Below are 15,229 nucleotides of genomic sequence, written 5' to 3'. Positions count from 1 at the left end.
TGGCGAGGGAGCTTGCTCCCGCTCGGCTGCGCAGCAGTCGTAAAACCGGCTGGCGCGCTATCCCTGGAAAACCGCGTCAGTCCATTTTGGGGCTGCTGCGCAGCCCAGCGGGAGCAAGCTCCCTCGCCACAAAAGCGGGTTTTGCGTTACGTCGGCTAGCGTGCTTCGACGTTATCCAGCGCGCGATTCGCCAGCATTGCGCTCAGTTCGATCAGTTGCTGGATGCCCAGGGCAATGTGGCGCCTTGAGCCTTTCAGGTCGAAGGCCAGGTCATTGACCATGGCGTTGGCCGAGGCCAGGTTTTCGCTGAGGTTGGCCAGCAGGGTTTCGGTGTCGACGCCGTTGACGACGGTGAACAGTTGGCCGGGATCGGCTTCGGGTTTGCTGGGTTTGGGCTTGAGGTAGGAGTCGAGGATGCGGCCGGCGGCTTCGTCGAACGCTTTTGAGTTGGATGGATCTGTATCCGGTGGGTTGGGGGTTACTTTGAACATAGATGAAGCTCCGATGCATTTGATAAAGGAGCCAACATCCCTTTCGCTACCAAACGAATTAGGGTGGCGGCCATACGAAGGTTGGTAGACCGGGCATCGGAGCCGGCGCCTCCGAAGAGGCCCTGCGCATGGCCACCAAAAAGCGAAGTGCATGATCGCACTTGCAAGAGATGACGCTATGCACCGACACCAGGGCTACCAAACCCGATCGCTGATTCAATCAGCGACCCGGAAACGATAAAACCCTGGCCCAAGGCGCACAAGCCGGCGGATTCTGGCGCAGTTGTAGGTAACGGCGCAAGACAACGTAGCCCAATCCCGAACAATCCTACGTCTGGATAAACACAGGCCTGTTTGGACTGGAAACAGGCTGGACAACCCAACCCTTGTGGCGAGGGAGCTTGCTCCCGCTGGACTGCGCAGCAGGCCCAAATTTCTTTGTTTCAGCACAAATTCCTGGGGCGGCTTCGCCACCCAGCGGGAGCAAGCTCCCTCGCCACAAGAGCCCGCTCAAGCCTTGCGATCAGGACATTCGACTAATGTCTTAGACCAGTCATCGCACAACCAAGCACCCTCCCCGCTATTCTCAAACCCCGGATCTCCCCGGCGTCACTGCCTGCGATCTTGGCCTGCGCCAGCGACAGCCATTGCACTGCCTCATTTTGAAGCACACCCAAGTTGGATAATTCCGATAATGGCCAGTTGACAACGAGCAGCCGCTTCCAAATAATCACCGCTATGTTGTACGACGACGTATGACAAATAAAAACAACAAAAAGTAGGGAGCGCCATAGTGAGCACACGTGTCCGTTTTTCGCCCAACCATCGTCCAAACCGCCGTACCCTTCTGAGCTCCAGCCCCGCCCTGGTCCTGCTCGGTTGCAGCAGCCTTGCCGCATTTCTGCCCATGACCGCCAGCGCCGAAGGCTTCGTCGATGACGCCAAGGCCACGTTGAACCTGCGCAATTTCTACATCAACCGCAACTTCACCAACCCGAACAATGCCCAAGGCAAAGCCGAAGAATGGACCCAGAGCTTCATTCTCGACGCCAAGTCCGGTTTCACCCAAGGCACCGTCGGCTTCGGCGTGGACGTGCTGGGGATGTACTCGGTCAAACTCGACGGCGGCCGTGGTACTGCGAACACTTCCTTGTTGCCGATTCATGACGACGGTCGCCCGGCCGACGATTACGGTCGCCTCGGCGTGGCCCTCAAGGCCAAGGTCTCGAAAACTGAACTGAAGGTCGGCGAATGGATGCCGGTGCTGCCGATCCTGCGTTCCGACGACGGTCGTTCCCTGCCGCAAACCTTCCGCGGCGGCCAGGTCACCTCCACCGAAATCAACGGCCTGAGCCTCTACGGCGGTCAGTTCCGTGGCAACAGCCCGCGCAACGACGCGAGCATGGAAGACATGTCGATGAACGGCCGCGGCGCGTTCACCTCCGACCGTTTCAACTTCGGCGGCGGTGAATACGCCTTCAACGAAAAACGCACCCAGGTCGGCGTCTGGTACGCAGAACTGTCCGACATCTACCAACAGCAATATTTCAACCTGACCCACAGCCAGCCCATGGGCGACTGGACCCTGGGCGCCAACCTCGGTTACTTCACCGGCAAGGAAAACGGCAGCGCGTTGGCCGGCGACCTGGACAACAAAACCGCGTTCGCCATGCTCTCGGCCAAATACGGCGGCAACACCTTCTACGTCGGCCTGCAGAAAGTCGGCGGCGATGATGCCTGGATGCGCGTCAACGGCACCAGCGGCGGCACCCTGGCGAACGACAGCTACAACTCCAGCTACGACAACGCCAAGGAAAAATCCTGGCAAGTGCGCCACGACTTCAACTTCGCCGCCGTCGGCGTGCCGGGCTTGACCCTGATGAACCGCTACATCAGCGGCGACAACGTGCACACCGCCACCGTCGATGACGGCAAGGAATGGGGCCGCGAAAGTGAACTGGCCTACACCGTGCAGAGCGGTGTGCTGAAGAGCCTCAACGTGAAATGGCGTAACTCGTCGCTTCGTCGTGACTTCAGCACCAACGAATTCGACGAAAACCGAATCATCTTCAACTACCCGATCTCGTTGCTGTAACACGGGATATTGCCATGGGCGCATCCCATGGCAACCTGCGGCAGGGACGCCGATCCAGAGCGGTTCGTCGATCAAACGTTGACAAGGTAGCGGAAGGATAAGGATATTTCCTCTCGGTCGTACGACAACTTATAACAACTGTACCTCTCACTGTTTGCTCAGGTAATGCCATGACCACGACACAGATTCGCCCCCCCTTCAATCGCCTGCTCCTGACCGGCGCCGCCGGCGGCCTTGGCAAAGTCTTGCGCGAACGCCTCAAGCCTTATGCCCGCCACATTCGCCTGTCGGACATCGCCAACATGGCCCCGGCCATCGACGAAAGCGAAGAAGTGGTGCCCTGCGACCTGTCGGTTAAGCAGGCCGTGCACCAGTTGGTGGAAGGCGTCGACGCCATCCTGCATTTCGGCGGTGTCTCGGTGGAGCGCCCGTTCGAAGAGATCCTTGGCGCCAACATCAGTGGCGTGTTCCACATTTATGAAGCGGCGCGCAAGCACGGCGTCAAGCGTGTGATTTTCGCCAGCTCCAACCATGTCATCGGTTTCTACAAGCAGGACGAGGCCCTCGACGCCCATTGCCTTCGCCGTCCGGATGGCTACTACGGCCTGTCCAAGTCCTACGGCGAAGACATGGCCAGTTTCTATTTCGATCGCTACGGCATCGAGACCGTGAGCATCCGCATCGGCTCGTCGTTCCCGGAGCCGCAGAACCGCCGGATGATGAGCACCTGGCTGAGCTTCGACGACCTCACCCAACTGATCGAATGCTCGCTCTACACGCCGAAGGTCGGCCACACCGTGGTCTATGGCGTGTCCGCCAACCGCGATGTCTGGTGGGACAACAGCCACGCCGCGCACCTGGGCTACCAGCCCAAGGACACGTCCGAAATTTTCCGCGACAAGGTCGAAGCGCAGCCGATGCCGGCCGCCGATGATCCGGCCAGGATCTACCAGGGTGGCGCCTTTGTCGCAGCCGGCCCGTTCGACGACTGATTCGTCTGTTGTTCATGGGATACGAACGAACCAAGGAATCACCATGCAAGCCGAATTGATTATCGATGCACGCAATGCTGTCGGGGAAAGCCCGGTGTGGGTTCCCGAGGAAAACTCGCTGTACTGGGTGAACATTCCCAACGGCGGCCTGCAACGCTGGAACGCCAGCAGCGGAAAAATCCAAGGCTGGGAAGCCCCCGAAATGCTCGCCTGCATCGCCCGCCACCAGGACGGCGGCTGGATCGCGGGCATGGAAAGCGGTTTCTTTCGCCTGCATCCCCATGACGACGGCAGCCTGGACAGCGAACTCTGTGCAAGCGTCGAACACAGCCGCACCGACATGCGCCTCAACGATGGCCGTTGCGACCGCCAGGGCCGTTTCTGGGCCGGCAGCATGGTGCTGAACATGGGCGCCAACGCCGACGAAGGCCGGATGTACCGTTATGACGCCGGGCAACGCAGCCCGGTGGAGGCGCAACTGAGTGGGTTCATCGTGCCCAACGGGCTGGGTTTCAGCCCCGACGGCCGGACGATGTACCTCTCCGACTCCCACCCGCTGGTGCAGCAGATCTGGGCCTTCGACTACGACATCGACAGCGGCACCCCGTCCAACCGGCGCCTGTTCGTCGACATGATGCCCCTGGCCGGCCGCCCGGATGGCGCGGCGGTGGACGCCGACGGTTGCTACTGGATCTGCGCCAACGATGCGGGGCTGATTCACCGTTTCACTCCGGACGGACGTCTCGACCGTTCGCTGGAAGTGCCGGTGAAAAAACCGACCATGTGCGCCTTTGGCGGCAGCCAGCTGGACACCCTTTTCGTCACCTCGATCCGCCCGGGTGACGACAACGACCCGCAATCCCTGGCCGGTGGCGTGTTCGCCCTCCACCCCGGCGTGAAGGGCCTGGCTGAACCTGCGTTCGGAGGATGGAAACACTCCGCGAACTGATCTGCTTTGCCGCTTCACATCGATAGACATAAAAACAACAACACTGGAGATTGACCATGAATTTCAAACGCACACTTCTGATCGCGGCCTTGCCCCTGGCCTTCCTGGCCCAGGCGGCACACGCTCTGGACATCAAGATCGCCGACATCCACCCCAAGGGCTACCCGACCGTGGTCGCTGAGGAGTCCATGGGTAAGACCCTGGAAGCCGAGAGCAAAGGCGAACTGAAGTTCAAGTACTTCCCGGGCGGCGTACTGGGTTCCGAAAAAGAAGTCATCGAGCAGATGCAAGCCGGCGCGATCCAGATGTCTCGCGTCAGCCTGGGCATCGTCGGCCCTGTGGTGCCGGACGTGAACGTCTTCAACATGCCGTTCATCTTCCGCGACCAGGCGCACATGCGCGCCGTGATCGACGGTGAAGTCGGCGATGCGATCCTCGACCGCATCACCAACTCCGAGTTCGGCCTGGTAGCCCTGGCGTGGATGGATGGCGGCACGCGCAACCTCTACACCAAGAAGCCGGTGCGCAAGATCGAAGACCTCAAGGGCATGAAGATTCGCGTCCAAGGCAACCCGATGTTCATCGAGACCTTCAACGCCATGGGCGCCAACGGCATCGCGATGGACACCGGCGAGATCTTCAGCGCCTTGCAGACCGGCGTGATCGACGGCGCGGAAAACAACCCGCCGACCATGCTCGAGCACAACCACTACCAGAACGCCAAGTTCTACAGCCTGACCGGCCACCTGATCCTGCCTGAGCCAATCGTGATGTCGAAAATCACCTGGAACAAGCTCACCCCAGAGCAGCAGGACATGGTGAAGAAAGCCGCCAAGGCTGCCCAGGCTGAAGAGCGCGTGCTGTGGGACAAGAAGTCCGCCGCCAGTGAAGAAAAACTCAAGGCCGCCGGCGTCGAGTTCATCACCGTCGACAAGAAACCCTTCTATGACGCCACTGCGCCAATCCGGGCCAAATACGGTGCGCCGTACGCCGACCTGATCAAGCGCATCGAAGCTGTCCAGTAAGGCCTCTTAATCTGTACTCATGAAACGGCTGGGCTCGCCTGCGGTTAAGAGGCGCGCCCAGTTACGGTGGAACCCGATGAAGAATTTGCTGCTGCGTATCAACGACAAGATTTACATGACTTGCATCTGGGTCGCCGGCCTCTCCGTCCTGGCAGTTGCCCTGATGATTCCATGGGGGGTATTCGCCCGCTACGTGCTGGGCTCAGGCTCGAGCTGGCCGGAACCCACCGCCATTTTGCTGATGATCGTGTTCACCTTCATCGGTGCCGCCGCCAGTTACCGCTCCGGCTCGCACATGGCCGTGGACATGGTCACCAGCCGCCTGCCACCTCACTTGAAAAACGCAGCGTCGATTTTCTCCCAACTGCTGATGGCAGCCGTCTGCATTTTCATGACCATCTGGGGCACCAAGCTGTGCATGACCACCTGGAATCAATTCATGAGCGCCATCCCTACCCTGCGCGTCGGCATCACGTACATGCCGATCCCGGTCGGTGGCTTCCTGACCCTGATTTTTGTCCTGGAAAAACTCTTGCTGGGTGATCAAAGCCAGCGTCGGGTCGTGCAGTTCGACCTGGTTGAAGAAAACGAAGGTGCCGCTTAATGGACGCTCTGATTCTGCTGGGCAGTTTTTTGCTGTTGATCCTGATCGGCATGCCGGTCGCCTACGCGCTGGGCGCTGCCGCCCTGATCGGGGCGTGGTGGATCGATATTCCGTTCCAGGCCATGATGATTCAGATAACGGGCGGGGTGAACAAATTCTCGCTGCTGGCCATTCCGTTCTTCGTGCTAGCCGGTGCGATCATGGCCGAGGGCGGCATGTCCCGCCGACTGGTGGCGTTCGCCAGCGTGCTGGTAGGTTTCGTGCGCGGTGGCCTGTCCTTGGTCAACCTCGTGGCCTCGAGTTTCTTTGGCGCGATCTCCGGTTCCTCGGTGGCCGATACGGCCTCGGTCGGCTCGGTGCTGATCCCGGAAATGACACGCCGGGGCTACCCGCGTGAGTACGCCACCGCCGTCACCGTCAGTGGTTCGGTACAAGCGCTGCTGACGCCGCCAAGCCACAACGCGGTGCTGTACTCCCTTGCCGCCGGCGGCACCGTCTCCATCGGTTCGCTGTTCATGGCCGGCATCGTCCCCGGCATCATGATGAACCTGTGCCTGATGGCGCTGTGCCTGGTTTTTGCGAAAAAGCGCAATTACCCCAAGGGCGAAGTGATTCCGCTCAAACAAGCGTTGAAGATCTGCAAGGAAGCCATGTGGGGCATGATGACCCTGTTCATCATCCTTGGCGGCATTCTCTCGGGTGTGTTCACCGCCACCGAATCGGCCGCCATTGCCGTGGTGTGGGCGTTCTTCGTGACCATGTGCATCTATCGCGACTACAAGTGGAGCGAGTTGCCGAAACTGATGCACCGTACGGTACGCACCATCTCCATCGTGATGATCCTGATCGGCTTCGCCGCCAGCTTCGGCTACATCATGACGCTGATGGAAATCCCGGCGAAGATCACCACCGCGTTCCTGACCCTGTCGGACAACCGCTACGTGATCCTGATGTGCATCAACGTGATGTTGCTGCTGTTGGGCACCGTGATGGACATGGCGCCGCTGATCCTGATCCTGACGCCGATCCTGATGCCAGTGATCGTCGGCATCGGCGTGGACCCGGTGCAGTTCGGCATGATCATGTTGGTGAACCTGGGCATCGGCCTGATCACGCCACCGGTGGGCGCGGTGTTGTTCGTCGGTTCCGCCATCGGCAAGGTCAGCATCGAAAGCACGGTCAAGGCCCTGCTGCCGTTCTACGCCATGCTGTTCCTGGTGCTGCTGCTGGTGACCTACGTGCCTGCCATTTCGCTGTGGTTGCCGAATCTGGTGTTGTAACCCTGTAGGCGAGCAAGCCCCCTTGTGGCGAGGGAGCTTGCTCCCGCTGGACTGCGCAGCAGGCCCACCCGGTTTGAACTCGGGCGTCTGCTCCGCAGCCGAACGGGAGCAAGCTCCCTCGCCACAAAAGCTATCTGCCCTTCCCAAAAAAGCTATCTGCCCGTCCTATATCTGCCCTTCCCAATAGACGCGACCACCATGACGCAGCCCCTTCTCTACCTCGAAGACGAACTGACCCGCCTGACCCTGGCCCCGCACCTGGGCGCCAGCCTCGTTGAATGGACATTGCGCAGCACCGGCGCTCCCCTGCTACGCCCGCCCGCGCCGCACGCACTGGAAAACGGCCTGCCAGGCAAACTCGGCTGCTTCCCGTTGATCCCGTGGTCGAATCGGATCGCCCAAGGCGGTTTCGATTGCCCTGGCGGCTGGCTCGCCCTGGAAGCCAACAGCCCCAACGATCCGTTTCCGATCCATGGCAGTGCCTGGCAGCAACCGTGGCAAGTGACAGAGCACAGTGCCCAGGAAGCCTTGTTGCAACTCGACAGCCAAACCCCATTTGCCTATTGCGCCAGCCTGCGGATCCGCCTCAGCGGCGGCCAATTGCAAATCGCTCTGCACGTAACACACATGGCCGAACAGGCCGCCTGGCACGGGCTGGGTTTGCATCCGTATTTCCCGCGCACAAGCGGTACCCGCCTGCAAACCGGTGCCAGCGAAGTGTGGATGTGCGACGCCTCGAAACTGCCAACGGAATTGAGGGGCGTTCCCTCGGAGTGGGATTTCCAGCAATCCCGGTTACTGCCGGACACCCTTGTCGACAACGGTTTCGGTGGCTGGGATGGGCAGTGCCTGATCCAACAACCGGACCTGGGTTATGAACTGGAATGCCGTGCCAGCGGCAGCGAATTTTTCCTGCTGTACTGCCCAGTGGGTTTGGATTTCTTCTGCATCGAACCGGTCAGTCATCCGGTCAATGCCCACCACCTGCCAGGACGGCCGGGGTTGCGTTTGCTTGAGCAAGGGCAATCGGTGGCGTTGGGGTTTTCGATGCAGTGCCGAACGTTGTAAACATCACGCGATCCCTGTGGTTAGGCGGATCACATCGCCCCCTGTGGCGAGGGAGCTTGCTCCCGCTCGGCTGCAAAGCAGACGCCGTGGGTCAAGACCGTATGGGCCTGCTTCGCAGTCCAGCGGGAGCAAGCTCCCTCGCCACAAAGGCAATGTGCAATCCTGATTCGTCGTCGCTAAGCCCGCACCAACATGAACACCGCCACCGTCAGGCACACCACGGCAAACCCCACCTGCAACGCCCGGGCCGGGACCTGGGTCGACAATCGCCGCCCGAGCACCATCCCAGCAATACTCGCCGCAATGAACACCGCACCGACCCGGTCGATGCTCACGCCGGCATGAAACGCGCCCACCACGCCAATCAGCGAAATCAGGCTGATGACCATCAAGGACGTCGCGACGATCCCGCGCATCTGCACGTCAGTCAGTTGCTTGAACGCCGGCACGATCAGGAAGCCGCCGCCCACGCCCAGTAGCCCCGAGACCATGCCTGTCACTGCCCCCAATGCCGACAGCGTAGCTGTGCAGCGGGCGGTCCAGGCCAGGCGCCCGGTCTGGCGGTCGAGCATGCAATTCTTCTGGCCCCAACTGGCGGCACCGTGATCGCTGGGCCCCGCTTGCGGCGTTTCCCGGCGCAACATGCGCGCCGCCACCAGCACCATCAACAGGCTGAACAGGATCATCAGGATTTTTTCCGAAAGCTGGTGGGCAAGGTAGATGCCCAGCGGCGAAAACACCGCACCCAGCAGCGCAATCAGCAATGCCGCCCGATAGCGCACCAGCCCATGACGCAGCCCATCGATGGCCCCCACCGCCGCGGCGCTGCCCACCGCGAACAACGCCACCGGCGCGGCCTGGGTCATGCTCCAGCCCAGTCCCAACACCAATGCTGGCACCGCGAGGATGCCGCCGCCCGCGCCCGTCAGGCCAAGGACCAGGCCCATGACCACACCAAAAAAACTTGCCAGTAACATTCAGGTTCTCTCAAGCCGCGCACACCTGTTGGCAGGTGCGATCGCATTTGCAGGACGCCTTGGCCCTCACTAAGCTGCGGACCATAAGTTGTAAACCTCAAGGTTTGCAACAAATGCCATTTATCCAAGATAGAGAGGTGGCGAGGGAGCTTGCTCCCGCTGGGCCGGTCCGACGCCTCGGGCGTAGCAGCCCCCTCATGAGTTCTTCCCGCATAGGTTCGCTGTCATGCCCGCGCAGATCCAAAGTTTTCTCGACCCCGCCTCCAAGACCTTTACTTACGTCGTGTACGAACACGACGGCGGGCACTGCGCGGTGGTCGATCCGGTGCTCGACTACGACCCGGCTTCAGGCCGTAGCGGCACCGTGCAGGCCAATCGGGTAATCGCGTTCGTGCGTGAACATCGGTTGACGGTGCAATGGCTGCTGGAAACCCACGCCCACGCCGATCACCTGTCCGCCGCGCCTTATCTGCGTCGGGAACTGGGCGGCAAGATTGCCATTGGCGAGTCCATCGGCCAGGTGCAGAACGTGTTCAAGGCCCTGTTCAACCTGGAGCCGCAATTCGCCGTCGACGGTTCGCAATTCGACCACCTGTTCGCGGCCGACGAGTCCTTCCTGATCGGCAACCTCAAGGCCACCGCGCTGCACGTGCCCGGCCACACCCCGGCGGACATGGCCTACCTGATCGATGGCGACGTGATATTGGTGGGCGACACGCTGTTCATGCCCGACGTGGGCACCGCCCGTTGCGACTTTCCCGGTGGCAACGCCCGTCAGCTTTACGCCTCGATCCGCAAGCTGCTGGCCTTCCCTGCGGGCGTGCGGCTGTATGTGTGTCATGACTATCCACCGGAGGAGCGCGAGCCCCAGTGCGTGAGTACCGTGGGTGAACAGCGCCAGCACAATATTCATGTCCGCGATGGGATCGATGAAGCCGCGTTCGTGGCCATGCGTACCCAGCGCGACAAGACCCTGGGCATGCCAACCCTGCTGCTGCCAGCGATCCAGGTGAATGTGCGCGCCGGACACCTGCCACCGGCCGAGGGCAATGGCGTGACTTATCTGAAGATTCCGATCAACCAGCTCTAGAAGCTTGGGGCTGCTGCGCCCGAGGCGTCGGACCGACCCAGCGGGAGCAAGCTCCCTCGCCACGGCGGTGGGTCTGCTTTGGGTGATGTTGGATGTGGTGGCCCCATCGCGAGCAAGCTCGCTCCGACAGGGGATTGGCGGCGGTCTGAGTACCCGGCAACACCACAATCCCCGTGGGAGCTGAGCTTGCTCGCGATGGCGGTGGGTCAGCTTGCAGCGATATTGAATGTGCCGCCGTCATCGCGGGCAAGCCTTTGCTCCCACAAGAATTGGCGGCGGTCGCAGTACCCGGCAACACCACAAATCCAATGTGGGAGCGAGCTTGCTCGCGATGGCCGTGGGTCAGGCAACAATGAGCCGTCAGAAAACCACAACTGTAGGAGCTGCCGAAGGCTGCGATCCTTTGATGTTCAGGTACCCAAGGTCAACCCATTGGCCGGCAACGGTAGCGCGGTCTTGTAGCGCACCTGCTTGAGGGCAAAGCTGGAGCGGATGTTCGCCACGCCCGGGACCTTGGTCAAAAAGTCCATCATGAACCGCTCCAACGACTGGATCGTCGGCACCAGCACGCGAATCAGGTAATCCGGATCGCCCGCCATCAGGTAACACTCCATCACCTCCGGCCGGTCGGAAATCGCCTCCTCGAAGTGCTGCAGCGCCTCTTCCACCTGCTTCTCCAGGCTCACATGGATGAACACGTTGACGTGCAACCCCAACAAGTCGGCATCCAGCAGCGTGACCTGCTCGCGAATCACCCCCAGCTCTTCCATGGCCCGGACGCGGTTGAAGCACGGCGTGGGTGACAGGTTGACCGAACGGGCGAGATCGGCGTTGGTGATGCGGGCGTTTTCCTGAAGGCTGTTCAGAATGCCGATGTCGGTGCGATCCAATTTACGCATGAGACAAATAGTCCTGTTTTTTATCATTGTGCAGATTTTTTATCTGCAAATGATCTGAACAGCAAGCGAACAGAGAAAAATATTCTTCTTCGTCGAGCCTATGATTGTTGTAGGACAATTTCCCACCTACCCAGGGAAATTCGTCAGCTAGCGCGCCCACTACAAGAAATTCACAAGATCGAGCGTAGAAAGCCATGAACCCAGCGTATGAACCGCTACGCCTGCACGTTCCCGAACCCTCGGGCCGTCCCGGCTGCAAGACCGACTTTTCCTACCTGCATCTGTCCGATGCCGGCACGGTGCGCAAACCACCCATCGACGTCGAACCCGCCGACACCGCCGACCTGGCCCGCAGCCTGATCCGCGTGCTCGATGACCAGGGCAATGCCCTGGGCGATTGGGCCGCGGATATCCCCGTCGAGATCCTGCGCAAGGGCATGCGCGCCATGCTCAAGACGCGCATCTACGACAACCGCATGGTAGTCGCCCAGCGCCAGAAAAAGATGTCGTTCTACATGCAGAGCCTTGGCGAAGAAGCCATCGGCAGCGCCCAGGCCCTGGCGTTGAACATCGACGACATGTGCTTCCCCACCTACCGCCAGCAAAGCATCCTGATGGCCCGCGAAGTGCCGCTGGTGGACCTGATCTGCCAACTGCTGTCCAACGAGCGCGATCCGCTCAAGGGCCGGCAGTTGCCGATCATGTACTCAGTCAAGGACGCCGGTTTCTTCACCATTTCCGGCAACCTCGCCACCCAGTTCATCCAGGGCGTGGGCTGGGGCATGGCCTCGGCGATCAAGGGCGACACCAAGATCGCCTCGGCCTGGATCGGCGACGGCGCCACCGCCGAATCGGACTTCCACACCGCCCTCACCTTCGCCCACGTCTACCGCGCCCCGGTGATCCTCAACGTGGTCAACAACCAGTGGGCGATTTCCACTTTCCAGGCGATTGCCGGCGGTGAAGCCACGACCTTTGCCGGACGCGGCGTCGGTTGCGGCATCGCCTCCCTGCGTGTAGATGGCAACGATTTCATGGCGGTCTACGCCGCCTCGCGCTGGGCCGCCGAACGCGCCCGCCGCAACCTCGGCCCGGCGCTGATCGAATGGGTCACCTACCGCGCCGGCCCGCACTCCACCTCGGACGATCCTTCGAAGTACCGCCCCGCCGACGACTGGAGTCACTTCCCGCTGGGCGATCCGATTGCCCGCCTCAAGCAGCACATGGTGAAGATCGGCCAGTGGTCCGAAGAGGAACATGCCGCCGTCACCGCCGAACTCGAAGCCGAGGTGATCGCCGCGCAGAAGGAAGCCGAGCAGTACGGCACTCTCGCCGGCGGGCAGATTCCAAGCGCCGCGACCATGTTCGAAGACGTCTACAAAGAGATGCCGGAGCACTTGAAGCGCCAGCGTCAGCAGTTGGGGATCTGACATGAACGATCACAACAACAATATTGCGTTGGACACCGCCATGACCACTACCACCATGACCATGATCCAGGCCCTGCGCTCGGCCATGGACGTGATGCTCGAGCGCGACGACAACGTCGTGGTGTTCGGCCAGGACGTCGGTTACTTCGGCGGCGTGTTCCGCTGCACCGAAGGCCTGCAGAACAAGTACGGCACCTCGCGGGTGTTCGACGCACCGATTTCCGAAAGCGGCATCGTCGGCGTGGCGGTGGGCATGGGCGCCTACGGGTTGCGGCCGGTGGCCGAGATCCAGTTCGCCGACTACGTCTACCCGGCATCGGACCAGATCATTTCCGAAGCGGCGCGCCTGCGCTATCGCTCGGCCGGCGAGTTCACCGCGCCGATGACCCTGCGCATGCCTTGCGGCGGTGGGATCTATGGCGGCCAGACCCACAGCCAGAGCATCGAGGCGATGTTCACCCAGGTCTGCGGCCTGCGTACCGTGATGCCGTCCAACCCCTACGACGCCAAGGGCCTGCTGATTGCCTCCATCGAAAACGATGACCCGGTGATTTTCCTCGAACCCAAGCGCCTGTATAACGGCCCGTTCGACGGTCACCATGACCGTCCGGTAACCCCGTGGTCCAAACACCCGCAGGCGCAAGTACCCGACGGCTACTACACCGTGCCGCTGGACGTCGCCGCCATCACCCGTCCGGGGAAGGACGTGACCATCCTCACCTACGGCACCACGGTCTACGTTTCCCAGGTCGCCGCCGAGGAGACCGGCATCGACGCCGAAGTCATCGACCTGCGCAGCCTGTGGCCGCTGGACCTGGACACCATCGTCAAATCCGTGAAGAAGACCGGCCGTTGCGTGGTGGTCCACGAAGCCACTCGCACCTGCGGTTTCGGCGCCGAACTGGTGTCACTGGTGCAAGAACATTGCTTCCATCATCTGGAAGCGCCCATCGAACGTGTCACCGGTTGGGACACCCCCTACCCGCACGCGCAGGAGTGGGCGTATTTCCCAGGGCCGTCCCGTGTGGGCGCGGCGTTGAAACGGGTCATGGAGGTCTGAATGGGCACGCACGTTATCAAGATGCCGGACATCGGCGAAGGCATCGCGGAAGTTGAACTGTCGGTGTGGCACGTCAAGGTCGGCGACATGGTGGTCGAAGACCAGGTGCTGGCCGATGTCATGACCGACAAGGCGATGGTCGACATCCCTTCGCCGGTGCATGGCCGGGTCATCGCCCTGGGTGGCGAGCCCGGTGAAGTGATGGCGGTGGGCAGCGAACTGATCCGCATTGAAGTCGAAGGTGCGGGTAACTTGAAAGAATCGGCGCAACCGGTTCCAGCAGCGGCGGCTGTACAGGCGCCAAAGCCAGCGCCAGTGGCCACGCCTGAACCGGTGGTGGAAAAAGCCGCCGCGCCACGTTGCGCCCCGCAAGCGCCTGTGGCCCGCGACCCGGAAGAGCGTCCATTGGCCTCGCCGGCCGTGCGCAAACACGCGCTGGACCTGGGCATCCAGTTGCGCCTGGTCCAGGGCAGCGGCCCTGCCGGGCGAATTCTGCATGAAGACTTGGAAGCCTATCTGGCCCAGGGTTCGTCGACCCAGGCCAAGGGCGGCTCGGGTTATGCCGAGCGCCATGACGAGCAGCAGATCCCGGTGATCGGCATGCGCCGCAAGATCGCCCAGCGCATGCAGGAAGCGACCCAGCGCGCCGCGCACTTCAGCTACGTCGAGGAAATCGACGTCACCGCATTGGAAGAGCTGCGGGTTCACCTGAATGAAAAACACGGGGCCAGTCGCGGCAAGCTGACCTTACTGCCGTTCCTGGTCCGCGCCCTGGTCGTGGCCCTGCGGGACTTCCCGCAAATGAACGCGCGCTACGACGACGAGGCCCAGGTCATCCATCGCTCCGGTGCGGTGCATGTCGGTGTTGCCACCCAGAGCGACATCGGCCTGATGGTGCCGGTGGTGCGTCACGCCGAGGCTCGCAGCCTGTGGGACAGCGCGGCGGAAATTTCCCGCTTGGCCACGGCGGCCCGCACGGGCAAGGCCAGTCGCGATGAACTGTCCGGCTCGACCATCACCCTGACCAGCCTTGGCGCGTTGGGCGGCATCGTCAGCACGCCGGTGCTGAACCTGCCGGAAGTGGCGATTGTCGGCGTGAACAAGATCGTCGAGCGGCCCATGGTGATCAAGGGCCAGATCGTGATTCGCAAGATGATGAACCTCTCCAGTTCCTTCGATCACCGGGTGGTCGACGGCATGGACGCGGCGCAATTCATCCAGGCCCTGCGTGGCTTGCTCGAACAACCTGCCACTTTATTTGTGGAGTAA

The 15,229-nt window shown here is 61.5% G+C and carries 14 protein-coding genes; 11 read left to right on the top strand and 3 right to left on the bottom strand.

Annotated elements, in window-relative coordinates:
* Nucleotides 1–155: 155 nt before the first annotated feature.
* Complete coding sequence (locus M1D99_RS11450) at nucleotides 156–491, bottom strand: DUF6124 family protein (RefSeq protein ID WP_458131799.1); 336 nt, start codon at nucleotides 489–491, stop codon at nucleotides 156–158.
* Between the two features lie 907 nt (nucleotides 492–1,398).
* On the opposite strand from M1D99_RS11450, the gene M1D99_RS11445 reads away from it, so the two are divergent.
* From M1D99_RS11445 to M1D99_RS11415, 7 genes are all read left to right on the top strand, one after another.
* Nucleotides 1,399–2,586 (top strand): OprD family porin, encoded by a 1,188-nt coding sequence (locus M1D99_RS11445; RefSeq protein WP_411387493.1) that lies wholly within the window; start codon nucleotides 1,399–1,401, stop codon nucleotides 2,584–2,586.
* A gap of 170 nt (nucleotides 2,587–2,756) precedes the next feature.
* On the top strand, nucleotides 2,757–3,578 hold the full coding sequence (locus M1D99_RS11440; protein WP_458131798.1) for an NAD-dependent epimerase/dehydratase family protein: 822 nt from the start codon (nucleotides 2,757–2,759) through the stop codon (nucleotides 3,576–3,578).
* 43 nt (nucleotides 3,579–3,621) lie between these two features.
* The gene (locus M1D99_RS11435; RefSeq protein ID WP_458131797.1) at nucleotides 3,622–4,527 is read left to right on the top strand and encodes an SMP-30/gluconolactonase/LRE family protein; all 906 of its coding nucleotides are present in this window, start codon (nucleotides 3,622–3,624) and stop codon (nucleotides 4,525–4,527) included.
* A 56-nt stretch (nucleotides 4,528–4,583) separates the two neighbouring features.
* Nucleotides 4,584–5,552: a TRAP transporter substrate-binding protein gene (locus M1D99_RS11430; RefSeq protein WP_186706159.1), complete on the top strand. Its 969-nt coding sequence runs from the start codon at nucleotides 4,584–4,586 to the stop codon at nucleotides 5,550–5,552.
* Between the two features lie 76 nt (nucleotides 5,553–5,628).
* Nucleotides 5,629–6,156, top strand: a complete 528-nt coding sequence (locus tag M1D99_RS11425; protein WP_186706158.1) for a TRAP transporter small permease — start codon at nucleotides 5,629–5,631, stop codon at nucleotides 6,154–6,156.
* On the top strand, nucleotides 6,156–7,436 hold the full coding sequence (locus M1D99_RS11420; protein WP_458131796.1) for a TRAP transporter large permease: 1,281 nt from the start codon (nucleotides 6,156–6,158) through the stop codon (nucleotides 7,434–7,436). The genes M1D99_RS11425 and M1D99_RS11420 overlap by 1 nt, the downstream gene beginning before the upstream one ends.
* A gap of 198 nt (nucleotides 7,437–7,634) precedes the next feature.
* A complete protein-coding gene (locus tag M1D99_RS11415) occupies nucleotides 7,635–8,504 on the top strand; it encodes an aldose 1-epimerase (RefSeq protein WP_458131795.1) in 870 nt (289 codons plus the stop codon).
* A 176-nt stretch (nucleotides 8,505–8,680) separates the two neighbouring features.
* Here M1D99_RS11415 and M1D99_RS11410 read toward each other — a convergent pair whose 3' ends face one another.
* Nucleotides 8,681–9,481, bottom strand: a complete 801-nt coding sequence (locus M1D99_RS11410) for a sulfite exporter TauE/SafE family protein (RefSeq protein ID WP_458131794.1) — start codon at nucleotides 9,479–9,481, stop codon at nucleotides 8,681–8,683.
* Between the two features lie 226 nt (nucleotides 9,482–9,707).
* Between M1D99_RS11410 and M1D99_RS11405 the strand changes: the two genes are divergently transcribed.
* Nucleotides 9,708–10,571 carry an MBL fold metallo-hydrolase gene (locus M1D99_RS11405; protein WP_434575330.1) on the top strand — a complete coding sequence of 288 codons (864 nt, stop codon included), beginning with the start codon at nucleotides 9,708–9,710 and terminating at the stop codon, nucleotides 10,569–10,571.
* 410 nt (nucleotides 10,572–10,981) lie between these two features.
* On the opposite strand, the gene bkdR is transcribed toward M1D99_RS11405, so the two are convergent.
* On the bottom strand, nucleotides 10,982–11,470 hold the full coding sequence (gene bkdR, locus M1D99_RS11400; RefSeq protein WP_003202929.1) for a Bkd operon transcriptional regulator BkdR: 489 nt from the start codon (nucleotides 11,468–11,470) through the stop codon (nucleotides 10,982–10,984).
* Nucleotides 11,471–11,664: 194 nt separating this feature from the next.
* Between bkdR and M1D99_RS11395 the strand changes: the two genes are divergently transcribed.
* From M1D99_RS11395 to M1D99_RS11385, 3 genes are read left to right on the top strand one after another with little or no spacing between them, the layout of a single operon-like run.
* Entirely contained in the window at nucleotides 11,665–12,900 is a 1,236-nt protein-coding gene (locus M1D99_RS11395) for a 3-methyl-2-oxobutanoate dehydrogenase (2-methylpropanoyl-transferring) subunit alpha (protein ID WP_030141238.1), read from the top strand.
* A gap of 1 nt (nucleotide 12,901) precedes the next feature.
* Nucleotides 12,902–13,960 (top strand): alpha-ketoacid dehydrogenase subunit beta, encoded by a 1,059-nt coding sequence (locus M1D99_RS11390; RefSeq protein ID WP_434575328.1) that lies wholly within the window; start codon nucleotides 12,902–12,904, stop codon nucleotides 13,958–13,960.
* Entirely contained in the window at nucleotides 13,961–15,229 is a 1,269-nt protein-coding gene (locus M1D99_RS11385; RefSeq protein WP_458131793.1) for a dihydrolipoamide acetyltransferase family protein, read from the top strand.

The organism is Pseudomonas sp. R3-41, assembly GCF_054161485.1.
Note: the sequence above shows the minus strand (reverse complement) of the source record. Positions and strands in the feature narration are given on the sequence as shown.

Bases quoted from the DNA above. Each gene is read 5' to 3' on its own strand.
- M1D99_RS11450 (WP_458131799.1), bottom strand. From the start codon at position 491: ATGTTCAAAGTAACCCCCAACCCACCGGATACAGATCCATCCAACTCA.
- M1D99_RS11445 (WP_411387493.1), top strand. From the start codon at position 1,399: ATGACCGCCAGCGCCGAAGGCTTCGTCGATGACGCCAAGGCCACGTTG.
- M1D99_RS11440 (WP_458131798.1), top strand. From the start codon at position 2,757: ATGACCACGACACAGATTCGCCCCCCCTTCAATCGCCTGCTCCTGACC.
- M1D99_RS11435 (WP_458131797.1), top strand. From the start codon at position 3,622: ATGCAAGCCGAATTGATTATCGATGCACGCAATGCTGTCGGGGAAAGC.
- M1D99_RS11430 (WP_186706159.1), top strand. From the start codon at position 4,584: ATGAATTTCAAACGCACACTTCTGATCGCGGCCTTGCCCCTGGCCTTC.
- M1D99_RS11425 (WP_186706158.1), top strand. From the start codon at position 5,629: ATGAAGAATTTGCTGCTGCGTATCAACGACAAGATTTACATGACTTGC.
- M1D99_RS11420 (WP_458131796.1), top strand. From the start codon at position 6,156: ATGGACGCTCTGATTCTGCTGGGCAGTTTTTTGCTGTTGATCCTGATC.
- M1D99_RS11415 (WP_458131795.1), top strand. From the start codon at position 7,635: ATGACGCAGCCCCTTCTCTACCTCGAAGACGAACTGACCCGCCTGACC.
- M1D99_RS11410 (WP_458131794.1), bottom strand. From the start codon at position 9,481: ATGTTACTGGCAAGTTTTTTTGGTGTGGTCATGGGCCTGGTCCTTGGC.
- M1D99_RS11405 (WP_434575330.1), top strand. From the start codon at position 9,708: ATGCCCGCGCAGATCCAAAGTTTTCTCGACCCCGCCTCCAAGACCTTT.
- bkdR (WP_003202929.1), bottom strand. From the start codon at position 11,470: ATGCGTAAATTGGATCGCACCGACATCGGCATTCTGAACAGCCTTCAG.
- M1D99_RS11395 (WP_030141238.1), top strand. From the start codon at position 11,665: ATGAACCCAGCGTATGAACCGCTACGCCTGCACGTTCCCGAACCCTCG.
- M1D99_RS11390 (WP_434575328.1), top strand. From the start codon at position 12,902: ATGAACGATCACAACAACAATATTGCGTTGGACACCGCCATGACCACT.
- M1D99_RS11385 (WP_458131793.1), top strand. From the start codon at position 13,961: ATGGGCACGCACGTTATCAAGATGCCGGACATCGGCGAAGGCATCGCG.